Source organism: Sphingomonas sp. STIS6.2 (assembly GCF_000732685.2).
GTDB lineage: Bacteria > Pseudomonadota > Alphaproteobacteria > Sphingomonadales > Sphingomonadaceae > Sphingomonas > Sphingomonas aerolata.
On record NZ_JPDP02000056.1, the window covers coordinates 40,016 to 60,625 of the forward strand.

Genomic DNA, 20,610 nt, shown 5'->3' on the forward strand with positions numbered 1-20,610 from the left:
ATTGGAGCGATGACCCGCGATGACTGAAGACGACGTGCTCGCCGAATTCCGCGCTGCCGAGGCGCTGCTCGAGGGGCATTTCATCCTGTCCTCGGGCCTGCGCAGCTCGCGCTATCTGCAATGCGCGCGCGTGCTGATGGACCCGAGGCGTGGCGCGCGGCTGGCGGAGGCGCTGGTCGCGCGGATCCCGGAGAACCTGCGCGCGTCGATCAGCGCGGTGGTGTCGCCGGCGATGGGCGGGGTGATCTGCGGTCATGAGATGGCGCGCGCGCTGGGTGTCGAGGCGATGTTCCTCGAGCGGCCCGACGGCGTGTTCGAGCTGCGCCGCGGCTTCCGGCTCGCGCCGGGGCAGCGCGTGCTGATGATGGAGGACGTGGTGACCACCGGGCTGTCGTCGAAGGAGGCGATCGCGGCGATCGGGCGCGCGGGCGGCGAGACGGTCGCGGCGGCGGCGCTGGTCGACCGGTCGAACGGCGCGGCGGACCTTGGCGTGCCGTTCTTCCCGCTGATCCGGCTCGATGTGCCGACCTATGCAGCGGATGCACTGCCCCCCGAACTCGCGGCGATCCCGGCGATCAAGCCCGGCAGCAGGGCGGCAGCATGAGCCCCCCCGGCACCGCGCATCTGCGCCTGGGCGTCAACATTGATCACGTCGCGACGGTGCGCAATGCGCGCGGGGCGGGCTATCCCGATCCGGTCCGCGCGGCGCTGGTCGCGGCGGCGGCGGGGGCGGACGGGATCACCGCGCATCTGCGCGAGGATCGCCGGCACATCACCGACGACGATATCGCGCGGCTGTCGACCGAGCTTGCGATCCCGCTCAACCTGGAGATGGCGGCGACCGACGAGATGCTCGGCATCGCGCTGCGCCACCGGCCGCATGCGGCGTGCATCGTGCCCGAAAAGCGCGAGGAGCTGACCACCGAGGGCGGGCTCGACGTCGCGGGGCATTATGACCGGATGGCACGGCTGGTCGACGCGCTGGCGGGGGCGGGGATCCGCGTGTCGCTGTTCATTGAGCCCGACGCGCGGCAGATCGAGGCGGCGGTGCGGCTGAAGGTGCCGGTCGTCGAGCTGCACACGGGGCGTTATGCCGAGCTGTCGGGCGATGCGCGCAGCGTCGAGCTGCGGCGGCTCGAGGATGCGGCGGCGCTGGCGGCGAAGAACGGCATCGAGGTGCATGCGGGGCACGGGCTCACCTATGACAATGTCGCGCCGATCGCGGCGATCCGGCAGGTGCGCGAGCTGAACATCGGGCATTTCCTGGTGGGCGAGGCGCTGTTCGTGGGGCTTGGCGAGGCGGTGCGGCGGATGCGCGAGGCTATGGATGCGGCGCGGTAGTTTTAAGGTTTTGTTCGCGCGGAGGCGCGGAGGCGCGGAGGAGAAGAGGGGGGCGGTGCTCGCTGCGACCCATCCGTTCCCTCACGTCATCCTGCCGCCCTTGCGGCCTTCATACTCTCCGCGCCTCCGCGCCTCCGCGCGAACAGACTCTTCTGTCTTCCGACTCCAGGCGTCGCGATGATCATCGGGCTGGGGTCGGACCTGTGCAATATCGAGCGGATCCAGGCGTCGGTCGACCGGTTCGGCGAGCGGTTCGAGCAGCGGGTGTTTACCGAGGTGGAGCTGGCAAAGGCGGCGCGGCGGCCGTTCACCAAGGCGGGGACGCTCGCCAAGCGGTTCGCGGCGAAAGAGGCGTTTTCGAAGGCGGTCGGCACCGGGTTTCGCGCGGGCGTGTTCATGAAGGACATCGGCGTCGTCAACGCCGCGAGCGGTGCGCCGACGCTGGCCCTGACCGGCGGGGCCAAGGCGAGGCTTGACGCGTTGACCGCACTCGGCCACGCCGCACGCGTGCACCTGACCATGACGGACGATCATCCCTGGGCGCAAGCCTTTGTGATAATCGAAGCGATACCCCTGTTATCCGCGGATAAAGATCGATGAAGGAAGCGGCGTTGGACGGCAAAGAGTCGCTCGAGAATCCGGCAGCATCGCGGGTCGGCGCCACACCCGTCCCGCCTCCGGGCAACGACGGTTCCCCTCCCACCACGACGACGGCACCCGCGCGGCGCGGGACCGACTGGTGGGGCGAGGTGAAGGGCATATTCTGGCTGGTGCTGGTGGTGCTCGGCTTCCACAGCTTCATCGCCAAGCCCTTCTACATCCCGAGCGAATCGATGCTGCCGGGCTTGCGGATCGGCGACCGGCTGGTCGTAACGAAATTCGCCTATGGCTGGTCGTTCGTGTCGCCGACGATCCCGAACCCGGTCGCGATCTTCAAGAGCGTCGTGCTCCGCCAGCAGGAAGACAGCTGGAGCGTGCAGATCCCCTTCATCAAGGGGCGGCTGTTCGGGTCGCTGCCGACACGCGGCGACGTGGTGATCGTGACGCCGCCGGGAACACAGAACGATTATATCAAGCGCGTGATCGGCCTGCCGGGCGACCGGCTGGAAGTGCGCGGCGGGACGGTGATCCTGAACGGCGTGCCGGTGAAGCGCGGTCCCGTCCACGACACGCTAATCCCGGTCGACACCAACAGCCCGTGCAGCGAGGACGAATATCCCGGCGCACGCGAGACGCGGGCCGACGGCGCGATGATCTGTCGCCTGCCGACGATCACCGAGACGCTGCCCAATGGCCGGCGGTTCGACACCATCGAGATGGGCTGGAGCCCGGGCGACGATTACGGGCCGATCACGATCCCGGCGGCTCATGTCTTCCTGATGGGCGACAATCGCGACCGGTCCGCGGACAGCCGCTTTGCGCTGACGCAGCTCGGCCTTGGCGGGCCGGTGCCGTACGAGAATCTGGGCGGGCGCGCGGAGTTCATTACCTTCAGCCTCGACGGCGATGCGACCTACAACCCGCTGACCTGGTGGGGATCGCTCCGGTCGGATCGCGCGGGTACGTCGCTGCATCCCGTATCGGCGAACTGAGATGGCCGACGATAGCGGCGCGACCAAGCGCGTCGACGAGGCCAGCCCGGTCGAGATGCGCGACCCGGCGCTGCGCACCGAAGTGCGGCGCGCGACGATCTGGCTGGGGCTCGCCTGCCTGATCGCACTGGCGATCGTGCTGGTGCAGCCGTTGCTGCTGATCTTCGCCGCGGTGGTGTTCGCATCGCTGCTCGACGGCGGCGTCCGGTTGCTCGGGCGGGTGCTGCCGATCAGCCGCGGATGGCGGCTGCTGATCGTCGTGGTGCTTGTGCTGGTGTTCATGATCGGCACGTTCGTGCTGACCGGCGTGCAGGTAACCGAACAGGTGACGCAGCTGCGCTCGACGCTCGAGCTGCAGGCGAACCGGTTCACGGGCTATCTGGCGTCGCAGGGGCTGATGCCGGGCGTGTCGGACGTGAGCGGGATCGCCAAGCAGGCGCTGGGGTCGGTCGGGCGCGTGACATCTTGGGTCGGCACCGCGATCGGCGCGCTGACCAGCCTGTTCATGATCCTGGTGCTCGGGCTGTTCATCGCGATGGACCCGGGCACCTATGCGCGCGGCGTGCAGTGGATGGTGCCGACCGACCTGCGCGACGAATTCGCCCGGACGATGGTGACGATGGGTGAGACGATGCGGCGGCTGCTCGCTGGGCGCCTGCTCGGCATGGCGGTCGAGGGCGTCGCGACGGGGATCGCACTGGCGATCGGCGGCGTGCCGATGGCGATGCTGCTCGGGATCATCGCGGGCATCCTTGCCTTCATCCCCAATATCGGTGCGATCGTTACCGGCGTGCTGATGGTCGCGGTCGGCTTCAGCGCGGGCGTCGACACCGGCTACTGGGCGATCGGCACCTATTTCGTGGTGCAGACGATCGACGGCTATGTGATCGTGCCGATGGTTGCCAAGCGCACCGTCGACCTGCCGCCCGCGCTGACGCTGGGCGCGCAGATCCTCGCGAGCGCGCTGTTCGGGATCCTTGGCCTCGCGCTTGCCGATCCGATGACCGCGATGCTCAAGACCGTGCTCGAGCGTCGGTCGGACCGCGAGGATGAGAAGGCCGCGGACTGACGAGCGTATCGAACAGCGCGAGATAGCGCTGGGCCGAGTCGTTGCCGGGTTGCGGGACAGGTGCGGGCCGCGAAATGCCGGGCGCGAGCCAGGCGTCGAGGGCTGCGACGAGTGCGGGGCCGTCGTCGCGCGCGACGATCGTGCCGCGTGCGGGGGTGTCGACGATCTCGGCGATCGCATGGCTCGAATCGGTCGCGACGACGGGCGTGCCGACCGACAGTGCCTCGCGCAGGACGCCCGGCACGCCTTCGAAATCCGACGTCAGCGCGACGACCTGTGCGCGGGCCATTGCCGGGAGCGGATCGGCGACATGGCCGGGCAGGTGCACGCGGGCGGCAAGGCCGAGTGCGGTCGCCTGAGCCGCGAGCGCACCGCGACATGCGCCCTCGCCGAGGATGACGAGCGTGATGTCGCGATCGGCGAGTGCTGCGACCGCGGCGAGCAGCCGGTCCCAGCGCTTCTGCGGTTCGAGCCGGCCGACGCCGAGGATGAACCGCGACGGCAGCACGGGGAGCGTCGCGCCCGGCGCCGCGCGTGCCGGCGGGTTGGGGATGACGCTGACCCGGCCCGGCATGCGCGTTGCAGCGGCGGCCTGGACCGCGGTGCCGGGGGTCATCGCGACGAGGTGATCGAGGAACCGGCCGTGCCGCGCGAGCCAGATGCGGTGTGCGGCGTGGAGCAGGCGGCCATGGTCGCCGCGGTCGGGCGCGTTCGACATCTTGGCGACGATCGGCGGACAGGCCCGGCCGAGCCTGAGCCGGATCCAGGCGGCGATGCCGGTATAATGATTGCCGGGGCAGAAGACGATGTCGGGGGCCATGCGGCGGACGAGGCCGGGCAATGTGCGCGCGGTGCCGGGGATGACCTCGAGCCCGTCGGGAAGCTCGGCGGCGAGCGGGCCGGTCGGGTCGCCGATCACCAGCGTGACGCGGCGCCCTGCGGCGAGCCAGCCGCGCGCGAGCCGTAGCTGCGCGCGTTCGACGCCGCCGCCGGACAGGTCGTCTGCATAGGTGAGGATGTGGTGCGCGCCGGGCATCGCGCACAGATGGCGCGGCCGGGGCGCGATGGCGAGAGGGTAAGCGGCGGCGAACCGCGCGGGTTCGGGGACGGATGACTCGATCTTCACGTGCAAGCCGGCGGCGGGGCGGCTATTGGCGCGGCGTGATGGCATGCCCGGAAAGGCCGGGTGCGCGGTACAGGACGAGGATCGTTCGATGCGTACGCGTATGACGGGCTCCGCGCTGACGGCCGGGAACCCGCCGGGTCGTTCCGCGGGCGGGGTGGTGCAGGCGGGAGCCGATATCGTCGGGCTCGAACCGCTCAAGACCTTCCGCAGCCGGTGGCCAGCGATCATCGGCGCGGTGCTGACGCTGGCGATGATCGCGGGGCTCGCGCGCGAGCTGTTCGCGCACGGGCTGGCCGGACTGTCGCGGTCGGTGCCGTCCGATCCCCGATTCTACCTCTGTTTCGCGCTGCTCTACATGTCGCCCCCGACGGGGGATTACGTGATCTTCCGCCGGTTATGGGGCATCCCGGTCGCGGGGCTGGTCGCGCTGATCAAGAAGCGGATCGCGAACGAGGTGGTGTTCGGCTATTCAGGCGACGCCTATTTCTATGCCTGGGCGCGGGCGCGGGCACGGATGGTGGCGTCGCCGTTCGGCGCAGTGAAGGACGTGACGATCCTGTCGGCGATCGCGGGCAACGCGATCACGCTGGCGATGGTCGCGATTGCGCTGCCGCTGAGCCGCGACCTGTTGCCGCCCGACCTGTTCAAGACGGTGCTGGGGTCGGCGGCGATCACCTTTGCGATCTCGCTGCCGTTCCTGATCTTCTCGCGGCGCGTCTTCTCGCTGCCGCGCGCGACCTTGTGGTGGGTGTTCATGATCCACTGCATCCGGTTGATGTGCGGATCGCTGTTGATCGCGCTCGCCTGGCATTTCGCGCTCCCCGGCGTGTCGATCGCGATGTGGCTGTTCCTCGCGGCGGGGCGGCTGCTGGTGTCGCGGCTGCCGCTGGTGCCGAACAAGGACCTGCTGTTCGCCAATTTCGCGATCCTGCTGATCGGCCAGGACCAGGCGCTGTCCGAGCTCGTCGCGTTCACCGCGGCGCTGACGCTGCTCGTCCATGTCATTCTGATTGTCATATTCAGCGGGCATGCGATCGCGATGAGGACGCGTGCGTGAACCGATTTATTGGGGCGGGACTGATGCTGGCGGGGCTGGTCGCGGGTGCCGCCCCGGCATGGGCCGGCGGCCGGGCGGCGATCCAGGAGCCGATGCTCGGCAGCGACGCGCAGGCGTGCGAGCGCGACGAGGGGCCGGCGATCGCGGCGACGATCGTCGGACTGAAGGATCGCAAGGGCAATCTGAAGCTCGAACTCTATCCGCCCGACGAGGCCGATTTCCTGCGCGGCGACCGCGACCTGATCGCGGCGGGCAAGACGTTTCGCCGGATCAGCGTGCCGGCCCCAGCGACTGGTCCGACCGCCTTGTGCATCCGCGTGCCGCACCCGGGCCGCTACGCGCTGCTGTTCACGCACGACCGTGACGGCCGGGCCAAGTTCAGCGTCTGGTCGGACGGCGCGGGGTTCGTGAAGGGCGACCGGCTCGGCCGATCGCGACCCAAGGTCGACCAGGCGATCGTCGAGGTCGGGCCCGGACTCACGCATGTCACGATCCGCGCGCAATATCTGCGCGGGCTGGGCGGGTTTGGCCCATTGGACGGCAAGTGAGGGGGCGGGCGGGCTGAGATGCGGATCGTCGACGTCAACGAATTCTACTCGCCGACCGGCGGTGGCGTGCGCACCTATATCGACCGGAAGATGGGGATCCTCGCCGATCTGGGGCACGAGCTGATCGTCGTCGCGCCGGGTCGCGAGGACCGCGTCGATGAGCGGCCGGGTGGCGGGCGCGTGATCTATCTCAAATCGCCGGGCATGCCGTTCGATCGCAACTACGGGCTGTTCTGGGACCGTGCGGCGATTCACCGGGTGCTCGACGAGCTCGATCCGGATGTGGTCGAATGCTGTTCGCCGTGGCGGCCCGCCTGGTTCGTCGGCGACTGGATGGGGCCTGACGGGCAGCAGCGCGCGCTGAAATCCTTCTTCATGCACAACGACAATATCGCCGCCTATGCGCAGCGCTGGTTCGCGGGGTTCGCCAGCCACGACCGGATCGAGCGCGCGTTCGGCTGGTACAGCCGCTACATGAACCGGTTCCTGACGCGGTTCGATACGGTCGTCACCAACGGACCCGCACTGGAGAAACGGTTGCGCGCGCGTGGGGTCCGGATCGATGCGGCGATGCCGCTGGGGATCGAGCGCGGCCATTTCTCGCCGCGGCTGCGCGACGAGGCGCTGCGGGCGCGGCTGTTGCAGCAATGCGGTTTGCCGGCGGACGCGATGCTGCTGATCGGGCTGGGCCGGCATCACGGCGAGAAGCGCTGGCCGCTGGTCGTCGACGCGGTCGCGCGCGCGGGCACCGACCTGCCGATCGGGCTGATCCTGTTCGGCACGGGCAGCCAGAGCAAGGCGATCGCGCGGCGGATCGGCGGATCGCCGCATATCCGGATGTTCGCACCGGTCTATGACCGCGAGCGGCTGGCCGCGATCATGGCGAGCTGCGACGCGCTGATCCACGGATCGGAGGCCGAGCCGTTCGGGCTGGTCGCGTCGGAGGCGATGGCGTCGGGGCTGCCGCTGATCGTGCCCGATACGGGCGGGTGCGCCGAGATTGCGGACCGGCATGCCAGCGAGCTCTATACGGCGCGCGATGCGACCTCGGCGGCGGCGGCGATCGCGCGGCTGTTCGCGCGCGACCGTGGGATGCTCAGGCGCGCGGCGGTCGTGGCGTCGGCGCAGGTCCGCTCGGATCATGCGCATGCGGTGGAACTGGTGGACTATTATGCCGGGCTGATCGCGGCGCGACGGGGGCGGCTGGCGGCGTGACCGACAGCCGGAAGCGGGTGCCGGGGACGGCGACCGCTCCGGATGCCACCTTCTCGAGCGCGGCGTCGAGCCGGGAATCGCCCGCGGTCGCGGATTCGCCACCGGTGAGGATGACGGTGCCCGGGGCGAGGTGTAGGCGATCGCGCGCGACGAGGTGGAGCCGGGCCTCGGCGGCAGGGTCGAGCAGGGTGCGGCTGCGGAAGTAGAAGGGGCCGGCGGCGAAGCGGGGATCGGGCAGGCGGCCGGTGGCGGGCAGGATCTGCGGCGACAGCGTGACGATCGGGCCGGCGATCCGGCGCGCGTCGAGCGTTCGCCTGAGCGTGGCGGCTTCGCGCATGGCGGTGACGAGCGAAAGGCGGCCGGATTCGACGAGTGCTGTGAGCGTCGGTGCGAGGCCGAGCAGCGCGAAGACGGCCATGATCCGGGTGGTTGCGCGGGTCGGCGGTTGCGCGGTCCAGGCGGCGGCGAGCGCGACGAACAGCGGGGGCAGCATCGGCAGCAGATATTGTCGCCAGGTCGGCACCGGGAGCAGCGCGGCAACCAGTCCGGCGAGGACGAGCAGGTCGAGCAGGGTGACGCGCCGCCGTCGGATCGCGGCCCGCGCGACGAGGGCGAGGGCGGGCAGCGCGGCGCCGAGCGCGAGGAACTTCAGCGTATCGAGCGCCTTGGCGGCAAGCGAGAGCTTCCAGGGCCGGGCCGCGTAATATTCCGCGGGCGCCTGGGCGGGGAAGTGCAGCGTGCCGAACAGGAAGCCTTCGGGCGACAGCGCGAAGGTCCAGCCGACGAAGGCGACGATCGGGACCGCGCCGAGCGCGACCAGCCAGACGCGGTGGCGGGGATGGACCAGCGCGTAGAGGCCATAGGCGGCGGCGGGGAAGGCGTAGGAGATCTTCGCGGCGACCGCGGCGGCGAGCAGAAGGCCGATTGTCAGCGCGCCGGCGCGGGTCCGGTCTTCGCGGACGATCAGCCAGAGCGCAGCGGCGAGGCAGGCGGCAGGAAGCGCGTCGTTGCGCGCGGTGCCGATGCTGAACAGCAGGATGTCGGTGGTCGCGAACAAGGCGGCGCAGAGGCGCGCGGTAACGGGGCCGGCGCCGGTGCGGCGCGCTGCGGCGTGGACGAACGCGACGGTTGCGAGGCCGAGCAGCGCGTTGGTGAGGCGTAGGGCGGGCCAGGTCCAGGCGCCGGCGATCAGCGCTACAGGTGCGAGGAGGAAGGGCTGGAGCGGGGTCTGGAGATAGGCGAAGTCGCGATAGGGGAGCAGGCCGTGCGCGGTGAGGACGGCCGCGGCGACATACTGGCTTTCGTCGTGGTCGACGGGGCGGAGGAGGGCGAGCGCGATGTAGAGCGCGGCTAAACCCCCTAGAAGAAGGATGTTCACCCGCGAAGGCGGGTGGCCAGTTTGGGCACCCGCCTTCGCGGGTGAACAGGGGTGGGGAGGGCTAGGCTCCATTATTTGGTCCACCCCGGCAGGATTCGGTTCCACACCGGCGGAGGCCGGGGCCCAGTCGGGGGGCGGTCATGGCTGAGGGTCGCGCTTCGTTACCCTGGCCTTCCCAACTGGGCCCCGGCCTTCGCCGGGGTGGTGTGGGAGGGGGCAAGGGTCAGGCTTTTACCGCGGTCAGGAAATAGTCGAGGCTGGTCGAATCGCTGAGCGTGAAGCCGGTTGCCGGCGAGAAGCCGAGGCCTTGCGTGTGGACGACGTGGAGGCCGGCGTCGCGCAACAGCGCGGTCAGTTCTTCGGGGGTGAGGAACTTGTTCCAGTCATGCGTGCCGCGCGGGATGCGGCCGGTGCCTTCCGCGATCGTGATCATCGCGAGCCGCGACAAGGGCGTGCGGTTGGGGGTGGACAGGATCAGCAGGCCATTGTCGGCCAGCACGCGCGCGAGCCCGCGGACAAAGCCGGCAGGGTCGCTGACATGCTCGATCACCTCGAGGCTGGTGACGAGGTCGAACTGGCCGTCGAGCCCCTCGACGCCGCCCGCGCGATAGTCGATCGCGAGCCCGCTCTGCGCTGCATGTATTTCTGCCGCGGCGATATTTTCGGGCGCGGCGTCGATCCCCGTCACGCTGGCGCCGAGCCGCGCGAGCGGTTCGCAGAGCAGCCCCGCGCCGCAGCCGACGTCGAGCGCGGTCCGGCCGGCGAGCGGGGTGAAGCCCGTGCCGTCGCCGTGCCAGTGCGTATCGACCCGGTCGCGGATGTAGCGCAGGCGGGGCGGATTGAGCTGGTGGAGCGGCGCGGACGAGCCCCTGGGGTTCCACCAGTCGGCCGCCATCGTGCCGAAATGCGCGGCCTCCCGGGGATCGATTGTTGCGCTTTCGTTGCGGTCACTTGCCAGTATCATGCGCGCTACCTATCAGGGCCGCCGCTTCGACCCAAAGGGATTTACGCTGCCCATGGCCCGTATCGTGATGAAATTCGGCGGGACGTCGATGGCCGGGATCGAACGTATCCGCAACGTCGCGGCGCGCGTGAAGCGCGAGGTCGATGCAGGCAACGAGGTCGCGGTCGTCGTCTCCGCAATGGCGGGCGAGACCGACCGGCTGGTCGGCTTCTGCCGCGAGGCGTCGTCGCTGTACGATGCGAAGGAATATGACGTCGTCGTCTCGGCGGGCGAGCAGATCACGAGCGGCTTGCTCGCGATCGCGCTGCAGGCCGCGGGCTGCAAGGCGCGGTCGTGGCTGGGCTGGCAGCTGCCGATCAACACTTCGGACGCGCATGGCTCGGCACGTATCGGCGAGATCGACACGGTCGCACTCGATGCGAGCCTTGCGGACGGGGTTGTCGCGGTGATCCCGGGGTTTCAGGGCGTGGCGGAAGGCCAGCGCGTCACCACGCTGGGGCGCGGCGGGTCGGACACGTCGGCGGTCGCGATGGCGGCGGCGATGAAGGCCGATCGCTGCGACATCTATACCGATGTCGACGGCGTCTACACGACCGATCCGAGGATCGTGCCGCGCGCGCGCAAGCTCGGCAAGGTGACGTATGAAGAGATGCTGGAACTCGCCAGCGTCGGCGCCAAGGTGCTGCAGACGCGGTCGGTGGGCCTGGCAATGAAAGAGAATGTGCGCGTGCGCGTGCTGTCCTCGTTCGAGGATGGCGATACGACCGATGGTCACCGCGGCACGCTGATCGTGGGCGAAGAGGAAATCGACGATATGGAACGCCAGCTCATCACCGGCATCGCGCATGACAAGAACGAGGCAAAGATCACGCTGACGCAGGTCAGCGATCGCCCGGGATCGGTCGCGGCGATCTTCGCGCCGCTCGCCGATGCGGGGATCAACGTCGACATGATCGTCCAGAACGTCGCGCATTCGACCGGGTCGACCGACGTGACGTTCACCGTGCCCTCGGCGGATCTGGCGCGGACGCTCGACGTGCTCGACAAGGCGAAGGACGCGATCGGTTTCGCGAGCCTGGTCCACGACACGCGCGTCGCCAAGGTGTCGGTGGTCGGCGTCGGGATGCGCAGCCATGCGGGCGTCGCCTCGACGATGTTCACCACGCTCGGCGAGCGCGGGATCAACATCCAGGCGATCGCGACGTCGGAGATCAAGGTCAGCGTGCTGATCGAAGAGGATTATACCGAGCTGGCGGTGCGCGTGCTGCATACCGCTTACGGGCTCGATGCCGAGGATGCGGCTTGACGGACACCGTCCGTTCGTTTCGAGCATTGTCGGGAAATATGTCACGGATACTGCGCGGGGTTTCTCGACTTCGCTCGACACGAACGGGAGTTTTGTAATGACCATCGGCAGCGACCGGCTTCAGCGTCGCATGGCGCGCGGCGCCGCATTCCTCGGGTCCGAGGTCGCGATCCTTGGCGGGGCGATGTCGTGGGTGAGCGAGCGCAACCTCGTCTCCGCGATTTCGAACGCGGGCGGGTTCGGGGTGATCGCGTGCGGGGCGATGACGCCCGCGCTCCTCGATGCCGAGATCGCCGCGACTCAGGCGATGACCGACAAGCCGTTCGGCGTGAACCTGATCACGATGCATCCCGACCTGGTCGAGCTGATCGCGGTGTGCACGCGGCACAAGGTCGGCCATGTCGTGCTTGCGGGCGGATTGCCGCCCAAGGGCAGCCTCGAGGCGATCAAGGCGGGCGGCGCCAAGGTCATCTGTTTCGCGCCGACGCTGGCGCTGGCCAAGAAGCTGATCCGCAGCGGCGTCGATGCGCTGGTGATCGAGGGCATGGAAGCCGGCGGGCATATCGGCCCGGTGTCGACGAGCGTGCTGGCGCAGGAGATGCTGCCCGAGATCGCCGAGCTGGTGCCGGTGTTCGTCGCGGGCGGGATCGGTCGCGGCGAGGCGATTGCGGGCTATCTCGACATGGGGGCTGCGGGCGTCCAGCTCGGCACGCGGTTCGTCTGCGGGACCGAATCGATCGCGCATGCCAATTTCAAGAAGGCGTTCATCCGCGCTTCGGCGCGCGATGCGATCGCCAGCGTCCAGCTCGACGCGCGGCTGCCGGTTATCCCGGTGCGCGCGCTGAAGAATGCGGCGGGCGAGCTGTTCTCCGCCAAGCAGCGCGAGGTCGCGGGGCATCTCGACGAGGGGCGCGTGGCGATGGGCGAGGCGCAGTTGCAGATCGAACATTACTGGGCAGGCGCGCTGCGCCGCGCGGTGGTCGACGGCGATGTCGAGCACGGGTCGGTGATGGCGGGCCAGTCGGTCGGCATGGTCACGAAGGAAGAGCCGGTCGCGGACATCATCGCCGAGTTGATGGCACAGGCGGCGGCGGCGCTGGAGGCGCGCGCGGCCTGATCCTTCCCGGCCTAACACGCTGCGATCGTGCCGTTCGTCGCATTAGGGTTGCAGTCGCGTACGCGTTTTATACCCTGTTAACCTTATCGCGGCAGGTCTGTCTCGGTCGGGGGACAGCGAGGACTTGAGTCGATGAAGCGTCAGTTTGCGATGATTGCGGTGACCGCAGCCCTGCTCGCCGGGTGCGCGCGGAAGCCGGTCGAGGTCGCGGCGCCCGCACCGGCGCCGGTCGCGCCGGTACCGGTCGCCGCCCCGCTGCCCAAGGGTGCGTTCCCGGGGATGAAGATCCCCGCGGTGCTCGCCGACGGCACCTATCCGACGCCGAACCGCAACCTGACCGAATCCGCGAAGATCTGGCACCTGCGCGCTGCGCTGAACGTCGCGGCGCTCGCGTGCCGCGGACCGGACGAGGCGGTAATCGTCGCGGGCTACAACGCGATGCTCGCCGCGCAGAAGCCGGTGCTGGCCAAGGCCGAGGCGACCTATTCGGCGGAATATCGCGCGGGCGGCGGCGACTGGCAGGATCGCTACGACGATTCGATGACGCGGCTGTACAATTTCTTCTCGCAGTCGCCGTCGCGCGATGCCTTCTGCGAAGCGGCAGGGCGCGTGCTGGCGGAGGGCGCGAGCGTGCCGGGGCCGATGCTGGCGAGCTTTGCCGCGACGCGGCTGCCGATGCTGGAGCAGCCCTTCACCGATTTCTACCGTGCGTTCGACGCCTGGCGCGGCACTGCGGTGCAGCCGCTTCCGGCACAGCGCGTGATCTTTGCGAGCAACGGCGCGGTCCCGGTCGGCAGTTCCGGCGTGGCACCGCTGCCGTCTGCCCCGCCCGCCACGCCGGGATTGCAGGCGCAGCTCCGGCCCGTCACACAGCCCCCGCTTCCCGTCGCGCCGCGTCCGCAGCTGCAGGTCGATCCGGGCGTCCTGCAATAAGACGAGTCGTATCCGCTTGCGCCGGTGCGAAACGCGGGCCGGGCGACGCGAATGCTTTCTTCGCGGCGATGCTTGGGTTAACAGCCCCCGGAATGGCTGACGCAGAGCAGGATCAACCGGCGGGAGGGCGCTTTGCGGGGCGCGAGCACCGGTTCGCGCTGCGCGTGTACTTCGAGGACACCGACCTGTCGGGCGTCGTCTACCACGCCAATTACCTGCGCTACATGGAGCGCGCGCGGTCGGACATGCTGCGCGTCGGCGGGATCGACCAGCGCGCGGCGTTCGAGGCGGGCGAGGGCTCCTATGCGATCGCGAGCCTCGCCATCCGCTATGCCGCGCCCGCGCGGCTCGACGATGCGCTGGTGATCGTCTCACGGATCACGCAGGTCCGCGCGGCCAGCGTCGCCATTCATCAACGAGTCATGTGCGGCGGGCTTGTCTTGGCCGAGGCGGACGTGGTGGCGGCGCTGATCGCCCCCAACGGCCGGCCGCGACGCCAGCCGCGCGCATGGACTGACATCTACGAACGCCTTGTCTGGCAGGGGGAAGCATGAATCCGGTTCTGACTATGGATAGCGCGACATTGTCGCCGATCCACTTGTTCCTACAGGCCGATCTGGTCGTGAAGGGCGTGATGATCGGGCTGCTGCTCGCCAGCGTCTGGACCTGGGCGCTGATCGTCGCGTTCTGGCGGCGGCTGGGCAAGACGCGCAAGGGACTGGTGCGGTTCGAGCGCGACTTCTGGAAGGCCGAGGACATCGACGTGTTCTACAAGGCCGAGAGCGAGACCGACCTGCCATCGGCGCGCGTGTTCGCGGCCGGGGTGACCGAGTGGCGGCGGTCGACCGCGGGCGGCACGATCGACAAGGCCGGGACGCGCGAGCGGCTCGCCACGACGATGGGCGCGGCGGTCGCGCACGAGATCGACACGCTGTCGGACCGGCTGAACGTGCTGGCGACGGTCGGATCGGTCGCGCCGTTCGTCGGGCTGTTCGGCACCGTCTGGGGCATCATGCGCAGCTTCACGAGCATCGCGGCGGCGCAGAACACCTCGCTCGCGGTCGTCGCGCCGGGGATCGCCGAGGCGCTGTTCGCGACCGCGATCGGCCTGTTCGCGGCCATCCCGGCGGTGATCGCGTACAACCGCTTCAGCCACGGCATCAACCGGATCGAGGCGAGCCTCAACCGTTTCGCCGACGGCTTTCATGCGACGCTGTCGCGGCAGCTGGACGGCGCGCGATGAGCGGCCGGCCGGTGCTGTGCACGGGAGGCGCGTAGATGGCGATGAACCTTCCTTCGGGTCGCGGTCGCGGGCGGCGCGCGCCGATGGCGGACATCAACGTCACGCCGATGGTCGACGTGATGCTGGTGCTGCTGATCATCTTCATGGTGACCGCGCCGCTGATGACCGCGGGCGTGCCGGTGAACCTGCCCGATGCGCGTGCCAAGGCGCTGGACCAGGAGCAGAAACCCGTCGAGATCTCGATGGATGCGACGGGTGCGGTGTTTATCGACCAGGATCAGATCGGCGAGGACGCGCTGCCGGTACGGCTCGCCTCGATCGCGGCGAGCCGGGCGGTCGGCAACGAGCCGCAGGTGCTGCTGCGCGCGGACCGCAAGCTCGATTACGGCCGGGTGATGCGCGTGATGGGCGAGCTCAACCGCGCCGGGCTGAACCGCGTCGCGCTGGTGACGGTCGAGGGCACACCCAACTGATGTCGCGGCGGTGATGGGCCCTTGGTGATGGATCGCTCCGAAAAGATCGGGTTCGGCGTCGCGCTGGTCGGGCATGTCGTGCTGTTCGCGCTGTTGTCGGTCGGGTTTCTCGACACGCCCGAGCCGCCCAAGATCGTCCAGCAGCCGATCGACATCAGCCTGGTGCCCGACGTGGCGCTCGAGGCGACCGCGCCGCAATCGGCGGAGACGCCCGCCGAATCGGTCGCGCCCGACGAGGGCACGCCCGAGGATGCGGCACCGCCCGCGCCGCAGGAGGCCGAGCCCGAGCCGCAGCCGGATCCGGTGCCGCCTGCGCCGCAGCCGGCCCCACCAAAGCCTGCGCCCAAACCTGCGCCCCCCAAACCGGCGCCCAAGCCCGAGCCGAAGCCCGAGCCCAAGCCGGTGGCCAAGCCCAGGCCCGCGCCGCCCAAGCCGGTGGCGAAGCCTGCGCCAGTCCCGAAGCCGGTGGCCAAGCCTGCGCCGGCCAAGCCGAGCCCGGCGAAATCCAAGCCTGCGCCCGCGAAACCGGCGGCCAAGCCATCGCCTGCCAAGGCGGCACCGGCGAAGAGCGCGGCCAAGTCGAGCGCGGCGCCCGCCAAGAGTGCGGCGTCCTCGGCAAAGCCCGCCAAGCCGTCCGCGACCAAGGGCAGCGGATCGACTGCGGACGCGAAGGCGGCGCGGCCGCGCGGGTCGCGGCTGGGGGACAACTTCCTGAAGGGCCTGTCGGCGGATCCGTCGCCGAGCAAGTCGGAAGCGCCCAAGGCGGCCAAGCTCGGCGCGCAGGCGGCGGCCAATATCGGCTCGGCGATCCTGCGACAGGTGCAGCCCTGCGCGAACCGGCAGGTGACGCCGGGGCCGGGCGCGGAGCGGATCCGCGTGACGATCAACCTGAAGCTCAACCGCGACGGGACGCTGAAGTCGCGGCCGACGATCACCGGGCATGCGGGCGTCGACGACGAGAACAGGCGCTATGTCGACCGCGTCGACGATCTGGCGATCGCGACCTTCACGGGCTGTTCGCCGCTGCGCGGTTTGCCCGACGACCTGTATGACGTGCAGAATGGCTGGAGCAATTTCAGCCTGCGTTACAAGCTTCCCGGATGAGGATGTCCGTTATGTTCCGATCGCTGTCCCCCCGCCGGCCTGCCATGATCTCCAGCCTCTTCCCCGGCGAAGGCCGGGGCCCAGGTGGAGAGGTTTTCGTGACGGCGCGCACCGTGCTTGCAGCAGCGTCTCCCAGCTGGGCCCCGGCCTTCGCCGGGGTGGGGTCTGGGGTGAGGGCGGTGCTTGCTTCGGTCGGCGTGTTGGCACTCGTTGCCGGCGGTGCGGCCAGTGCGCAGGATGCGCCGGCGCCCGTTCCGCAGGCGGGCACGCCGGCGGCGGAGGATCAGTCCGGCGGGCTGGTGGTCGACGTGACGGGCGGGATCTCCGCGCCGATGCCGATCGCGGTGCCGGTGATGCCGACGTCCGCGGTGGTGTCGACGCCGGCGGGGTCGACCGACGTGCTCGGCCGGCAGCTTGCCGATATCGTCACCAACGACCTGCGCAATTCGGGTCTGTTCACGCCGCTCGCCCCCGGGCAGCTGCGCGCGATCGGCTTTCCCGAGGTTACCGCACCGGGGTTCGATTACTGGGGCAGCACGGGTGCGCAGGCGCTGGTGCAGGGCTTCATCCGCGCGAATGGCGACGGGAACCTGACGGTCGGCTGCTATCTGTACGACGTGTCGTCGCGCGCCGAGCTGACGCGGCAGGGGTTCGTCGTGCCGCCGTCGGACTGGCGGCGTGCCGGGCATAAATGCGCGGACATGGTCTATACGCGGCTGACCGGCGAGGGCGCCTATTTCGACAGCCGCGTCGTCTATGTCTCTGAAACCGGACCCAAAAACCGGCGTATCAAGCGGCTGGCGATCATGGACCAGGACGGTGCGAACCACCGGTTCCTGACCAATGGCCAGTCGATCGTGCTGACGCCGCGGTTCGCGCCGAACCAGCAGTCGATCGTGTATATGAGCTATGTGAACAACCGGCCGGCGATCTATGTCTATGACATCGGCACCGGGCGGCAGCGGCTGGTGGTGCAGAATGCCAGCCTGACCTTTGCGCCGCGCTTCTCGCCCGATGGCCGCAACATCCTGTTCTCGATGGCGCAGGGCGGCAATACCGACGTGTACCGCGTGTCGAGCCAGGGCGGCGCGCCGCAGCGGCTGACCAATTCGCCGGGGATCGACACGGGCGGAAGCTATTCGCCCGACGGATCGAAAATCGTGTTCGAGAGCGACCGGTCGGGCGGGCAGCAGATCTATGTCATGAACGCCGACGGATCGAACCAGCAGCGGATCAGCTTTGGCGGCGGGCGCTATGCGACGCCGGTGTGGAGCCCGCGCGGCGACTTGATCGCGTTCACCAAGCTGGGCGGCGGGTTCCGGATCGGGATCATGAGCCCGAGCGGCGGTGGCGAGAAGCTGCTGACCAACGACTGGCAGGACGAGGGGCCGAGCTGGTCGCCGAACGGCCGCGTGATCAACTTCTTCCGCTCGGGACGCGGCGGCGGGGGCAAGGCGGACCTGTGGTCCGTCGACCTGACGGGCGTCAACGAGCGCAAGATTCCGACCCCGCTCGACGGGTCGGATCCAGCCTGGGGCCCGCTGCGGCCCTAGACCGATTATGTAATCTATGTTGGAATATGTTCCGACCACGGGAGAAGATGTGATGGCCAAGTTTACGACAACGCTGCTGTGCGCGACCGCGCTGATCGCCGTCGCGGGCTGCGCCAAGAAGCGCCCCGAGACCCTGCCGCCCGCCCCCGTCGATTCGTCGGCGGGCGTCGACCCGACCGGCGGGCTGGCCAATGGCGGCGCGAACGGCGCGATCGTGCCCGGGTCGGACGCCGATTTCCGCCGCTCGGTGCAGAGCAACACGGTCAATTTCGCGCTCGACATGTACGATATCGATCCGACCGCGCGCGCGATCCTCGACAGCCAGGCCGAGTGGCTGGCGCGCAACCCCAATGTCCGGATCACGATCGAGGGGCATTGCGACGAGCGCGGCACGCGCGAGTATAACCTGGCACTGGGCGACCGACGGGCCAATTCGGCGAAGAACTACCTGGCGGCACGCGGCGTGTCGGCGTCGCGGATGACGACGATCAGCTATGGGTCGGAGCGGCCGGTGGCGCAGGGGTCGGACGATGCGGCCTGGGCGGAGAATCGCCGGGCGGTCACGATCGTGCTGAACTGAGGGCCGGGGGCGGGCTCGTTAGGAGCCTTGCCCCGTCCTTCGTCATCTCCGCGGAGGCGGGGATCCAGATGGGCTGACGGTCGGGCATGGTCGCGAGGGTAGCCGGTCTGGGTTCCCGCCTTCGCGGGAATGACGGCGGGGGCTTGAGCCTCGTGCCCTCACCCTCCCATGCGCAAGGGCGCATGGGCCCCTCCCTCTCCCCCGAGGGGAGAGGGGTTTTAGGTCAGGGCCTTGTCTAGGAGTTTTGCCAGGCGGAGGCCGCCTTTGCGGACTTCTTCGCGGGAGACGGGGGCGATGCGGGCGATCGTGGCTTCGTCGAGCTTCACGCGCGGGGGGACGGGGGCGCAGGCGTCGCCGCCGAGCGCCGAGGCGTAGGTGACGTCGTGTGCGATCTGCCAGCTTTCGCGGCTCCAGTCGGCGACGGTGCCGGCCGCGATGCGCGCGCGTTCGGCGGCGGGGTAGCGGCGGACGAGCGAGGGCGGCGCGGAGATCGCGCGTTCGGCGAGCGTGCCGTCCCAGACCGAGTGGAGATTGAGCCGCGCGGGGGCGTAGATGCCGTAATCGGTCTTCACGTCGTTGCCGCCCTTGTCGTGGCGATCGCCCGCGTGGAGCGGCTGGTGGAGGTCGCCGACGAAGTGGATGAGGAAGGCGAGCGCCTGGACGCGGTCGTGCGGCGAGGTCCTGCGGTCGCGGAGCAGGGTCACGTCGCGGTCGATCTGCGCGGAGACGCAGTCGCCGTCCTTGCAGGCAGGCGTCAGGTCGAACGGCGCGCAGACATCGACATTCTGGTAATGCCAGCTGTACGCAAAGCCGAAGCGCGACTTGCCGTCGGCGGTCTTGAGCGGCTTTATGCAATCCGCCCAGACACTTGCCTCTTCGATCGTGCCGGCCGGGCATTCGGGGGTGTCGAGCAACGCCTGCTGCGCGAGGAGGCGGCGGATCGCGACCTTGGTGCGCGGCGCGACATTGGCATAGGCGATCTGCGCGACCGTCTCATGCCCATATTCCCAATAGGCGGTGGCGGGGGCGGCGGTCAGCGCGGTTGCGGCGAGCAGGCCGAGCGCGGTCAGGGACGTGCGAATCATGGCTGCTCACTAGCGTAGATGGCGACGCTGCGCGCGCCCTTTGCGGATGCGGTACCGCGGTACATGCCCGGCGTGGTGAACGACCAGGCCATGCTGCCATCGGGGGCGACGACGATCGCGCCGCCGGTGCCGCCGAGCGCGCGGACTTCGGCGAGGACCGCCTCGGTCGCGGCCTGGAGCGGTTCGCCGGTCAGGCGGACGCGCGCGGCGATCTCATGCCCGACGCCGACGCGCAGGAAGAACTCGCCCGAGCCGGTGCATGACACTGCGCAGGCACGATCGTCGGCAAAGGTGCCCGCGCCGATGACGGGCGAATCGCCGATCCGGCCCCAGCGCTTGCCGGTGACACCGCCGGTCGAGGTGGCGGCGGCGACATGGCCGTTACCGTCGCAGGCGACCGCGCCGACGGTGCCGTATTTCATGTCGACGTCGAACATGTCGCCGCTCGCCTGAAGCTCGGCGAACTGGCGGCGGCGCTCGTCGGTGGCGAACCAGTCCTGATCCGCCTGTTCGAGGCCGTGCTCGCGCGAAAACGCGTCCGCGCCGGCACTTGCGAGGAAGACGTGGCGGCCGTCGTCGAGGATCGCGCGGGCGAGGCCGACCGGGCTGCGAGTCGCGGTGGCGGCGGCGACGGCGCCCGCGGCGCGGGTACGGCCGTCCATGATCGCGGCGTCGAGCTCGATCCCGCCGTCATGCGTGAACACCGCGCCGCGGCCCGAATTGAAGTGCGGATCATCCTCGAGCACGCGGACGGCGTTCTCGACCGCGTCGAGTGCGGTGCCGCCGCCCGAAAGCACCGCGGCGCCGGCGTCGAGCGCGCGCGACAGGCCGGCGCGCGCGCCCGAATCCTGGTCGGCGGAGAGCATCTCGCGGTCGAGCTTGCCCGCGCCGCCGTGGATGACGAGGGTCCAGTTGGGTTGGGGCAT

General features: G+C 69.6%; 22 protein-coding genes. 17 read left to right on the forward strand and 5 right to left on the reverse strand.

Going from position 1 to position 20,610, the window contains the following annotated elements; genetic code table 11:
• The first annotated feature begins 19 nt into the window (after nt 1-19).
• The 5 genes from pyrE (at nt 20) to sphst_RS10435 (ending at nt 4,002) form a co-directional block, all read left to right on the forward strand.
• A complete protein-coding gene (gene pyrE, locus sphst_RS10415; protein ID WP_107045502.1) occupies nt 20-604 on the forward strand; it encodes an orotate phosphoribosyltransferase in 585 nt (194 codons plus the stop codon).
• Nucleotides 601-1,341 (forward strand): pyridoxine 5'-phosphate synthase, encoded by a 741-nt coding sequence (locus sphst_RS10420; RefSeq protein WP_107045503.1) that lies wholly within the window; start codon nt 601-603, stop codon nt 1,339-1,341. The genes pyrE and sphst_RS10420 overlap by 4 nt, the downstream gene beginning before the upstream one ends.
• Before the next feature lie 177 nt (nt 1,342-1,518).
• A complete protein-coding gene (gene acpS / locus sphst_RS10425) occupies nt 1,519-1,941 on the forward strand; it encodes a holo-ACP synthase (protein WP_107045504.1) in 423 nt (140 codons plus the stop codon).
• Nucleotides 1,938-2,933, forward strand: a complete 996-nt coding sequence (gene lepB / locus sphst_RS10430; protein ID WP_031396114.1) for a signal peptidase I — start codon at nt 1,938-1,940, stop codon at nt 2,931-2,933. Before acpS ends, lepB begins: the two co-directional genes overlap by 4 nt.
• Nucleotide 2,934: 1 nt before the next feature.
• Nucleotides 2,935-4,002 (forward strand): AI-2E family transporter, encoded by a 1,068-nt coding sequence (locus tag sphst_RS10435; protein WP_031396113.1) that lies wholly within the window; start codon nt 2,935-2,937, stop codon nt 4,000-4,002.
• On the opposite strand, the gene sphst_RS10440 is transcribed toward sphst_RS10435, so the two are convergent.
• Entirely contained in the window at nt 3,947-5,128 is a 1,182-nt protein-coding gene (locus tag sphst_RS10440; protein ID WP_325049469.1) for a glycosyltransferase, read from the reverse strand. The genes sphst_RS10435 and sphst_RS10440 overlap by 56 nt on opposite strands.
• An 88-nt stretch (nt 5,129-5,216) precedes the next feature.
• Here sphst_RS10440 and sphst_RS10445 point away from each other — a divergent pair, with 88 nt between their 5' ends.
• Genes sphst_RS10445 through sphst_RS10455 form a run of 3 tightly spaced genes read left to right on the forward strand, consistent with a single transcriptional unit; the run spans nt 5,217 to nt 7,948 of the window.
• Nucleotides 5,217-6,185: a hypothetical protein gene (locus tag sphst_RS10445; RefSeq protein WP_234387567.1), complete on the forward strand. Its 969-nt coding sequence runs from the start codon at nt 5,217-5,219 to the stop codon at nt 6,183-6,185.
• A gap of 23 nt (nt 6,186-6,208) precedes the next feature.
• A complete protein-coding gene (locus sphst_RS10450) occupies nt 6,209-6,733 on the forward strand; it encodes a DUF2141 domain-containing protein (protein ID WP_107045505.1) in 525 nt (174 codons plus the stop codon).
• 18 nt (nt 6,734-6,751) lie between these two features.
• On the forward strand, nt 6,752-7,948 hold the full coding sequence (locus sphst_RS10455) for a glycosyltransferase (RefSeq protein ID WP_107045506.1): 1,197 nt from the start codon (nt 6,752-6,754) through the stop codon (nt 7,946-7,948).
• On the opposite strand, the gene sphst_RS10460 is transcribed toward sphst_RS10455, so the two are convergent.
• Both sphst_RS10460 and ubiG read right to left on the reverse strand, forming a co-directional pair.
• On the reverse strand, nt 7,830-9,326 hold the full coding sequence (locus sphst_RS10460; RefSeq protein WP_199848948.1) for a glycosyltransferase family 39 protein: 1,497 nt from the start codon (nt 9,324-9,326) through the stop codon (nt 7,830-7,832). The genes sphst_RS10455 and sphst_RS10460 overlap by 119 nt on opposite strands.
• A gap of 223 nt (nt 9,327-9,549) precedes the next feature.
• Nucleotides 9,550-10,290: a bifunctional 2-polyprenyl-6-hydroxyphenol methylase/3-demethylubiquinol 3-O-methyltransferase UbiG gene (gene ubiG, locus sphst_RS10465; protein WP_082446908.1), complete on the reverse strand. Its 741-nt coding sequence runs from the start codon at nt 10,288-10,290 to the stop codon at nt 9,550-9,552.
• A gap of 52 nt (nt 10,291-10,342) precedes the next feature.
• On the opposite strand from ubiG, the gene sphst_RS10470 reads away from it, so the two are divergent.
• The 9 genes from sphst_RS10470 (at nt 10,343) to pal (ending at nt 18,599) form a co-directional block, all read left to right on the forward strand.
• The gene (locus sphst_RS10470; protein ID WP_056407466.1) at nt 10,343-11,596 is read left to right on the forward strand and encodes an aspartate kinase; all 1,254 of its coding nucleotides are present in this window, start codon (nt 10,343-10,345) and stop codon (nt 11,594-11,596) included.
• A gap of 97 nt (nt 11,597-11,693) precedes the next feature.
• Nucleotides 11,694-12,713, forward strand: coding sequence for an NAD(P)H-dependent flavin oxidoreductase (locus tag sphst_RS10475; RefSeq protein ID WP_031440024.1), 1,020 nt, complete (start codon nt 11,694-11,696; stop codon nt 12,711-12,713).
• Nucleotides 12,714-12,845: 132 nt separating this feature from the next.
• On the forward strand, nt 12,846-13,646 hold the full coding sequence (locus sphst_RS10480; RefSeq protein ID WP_107045507.1) for a hypothetical protein: 801 nt from the start codon (nt 12,846-12,848) through the stop codon (nt 13,644-13,646).
• Between the two features lie 92 nt (nt 13,647-13,738).
• A complete protein-coding gene (locus tag sphst_RS10485; RefSeq protein WP_031440026.1) occupies nt 13,739-14,200 on the forward strand; it encodes a YbgC/FadM family acyl-CoA thioesterase in 462 nt (153 codons plus the stop codon).
• Nucleotides 14,197-14,889 (forward strand): protein TolQ, encoded by a 693-nt coding sequence (gene tolQ, locus sphst_RS10490; RefSeq protein ID WP_031440027.1) that lies wholly within the window; start codon nt 14,197-14,199, stop codon nt 14,887-14,889. Before sphst_RS10485 ends, tolQ begins: the two co-directional genes overlap by 4 nt.
• A gap of 35 nt (nt 14,890-14,924) precedes the next feature.
• The gene (tolR, locus tag sphst_RS10495; protein ID WP_037531582.1) at nt 14,925-15,362 is read left to right on the forward strand and encodes a protein TolR; all 438 of its coding nucleotides are present in this window, start codon (nt 14,925-14,927) and stop codon (nt 15,360-15,362) included.
• A 27-nt stretch (nt 15,363-15,389) separates the two neighbouring features.
• The gene (locus sphst_RS10500) at nt 15,390-16,466 is read left to right on the forward strand and encodes a cell envelope biogenesis protein TolA (protein ID WP_107045508.1); all 1,077 of its coding nucleotides are present in this window, start codon (nt 15,390-15,392) and stop codon (nt 16,464-16,466) included.
• Nucleotides 16,467-16,636: 170 nt separating this feature from the next.
• On the forward strand, nt 16,637-18,019 hold the full coding sequence (tolB, locus tag sphst_RS10505) for a Tol-Pal system beta propeller repeat protein TolB (RefSeq protein WP_107045509.1): 1,383 nt from the start codon (nt 16,637-16,639) through the stop codon (nt 18,017-18,019).
• A gap of 52 nt (nt 18,020-18,071) precedes the next feature.
• Complete coding sequence (pal, locus tag sphst_RS10510; RefSeq protein WP_031395926.1) at nt 18,072-18,599, forward strand: peptidoglycan-associated lipoprotein Pal; 528 nt, start codon at nt 18,072-18,074, stop codon at nt 18,597-18,599.
• A 218-nt stretch (nt 18,600-18,817) separates the two neighbouring features.
• Here the strand turns inward: pal and sphst_RS10515 are convergent, their stop codons facing one another.
• On the reverse strand, nt 18,818-19,684 hold the full coding sequence (locus sphst_RS10515; RefSeq protein WP_107045510.1) for a S1/P1 nuclease: 867 nt from the start codon (nt 19,682-19,684) through the stop codon (nt 18,818-18,820).
• Complete coding sequence (locus sphst_RS10520) at nt 19,681-20,610, reverse strand: isoaspartyl peptidase/L-asparaginase family protein (RefSeq protein WP_107045511.1); 930 nt, start codon at nt 20,608-20,610, stop codon at nt 19,681-19,683. The genes sphst_RS10515 and sphst_RS10520 overlap by 4 nt, the downstream gene beginning before the upstream one ends.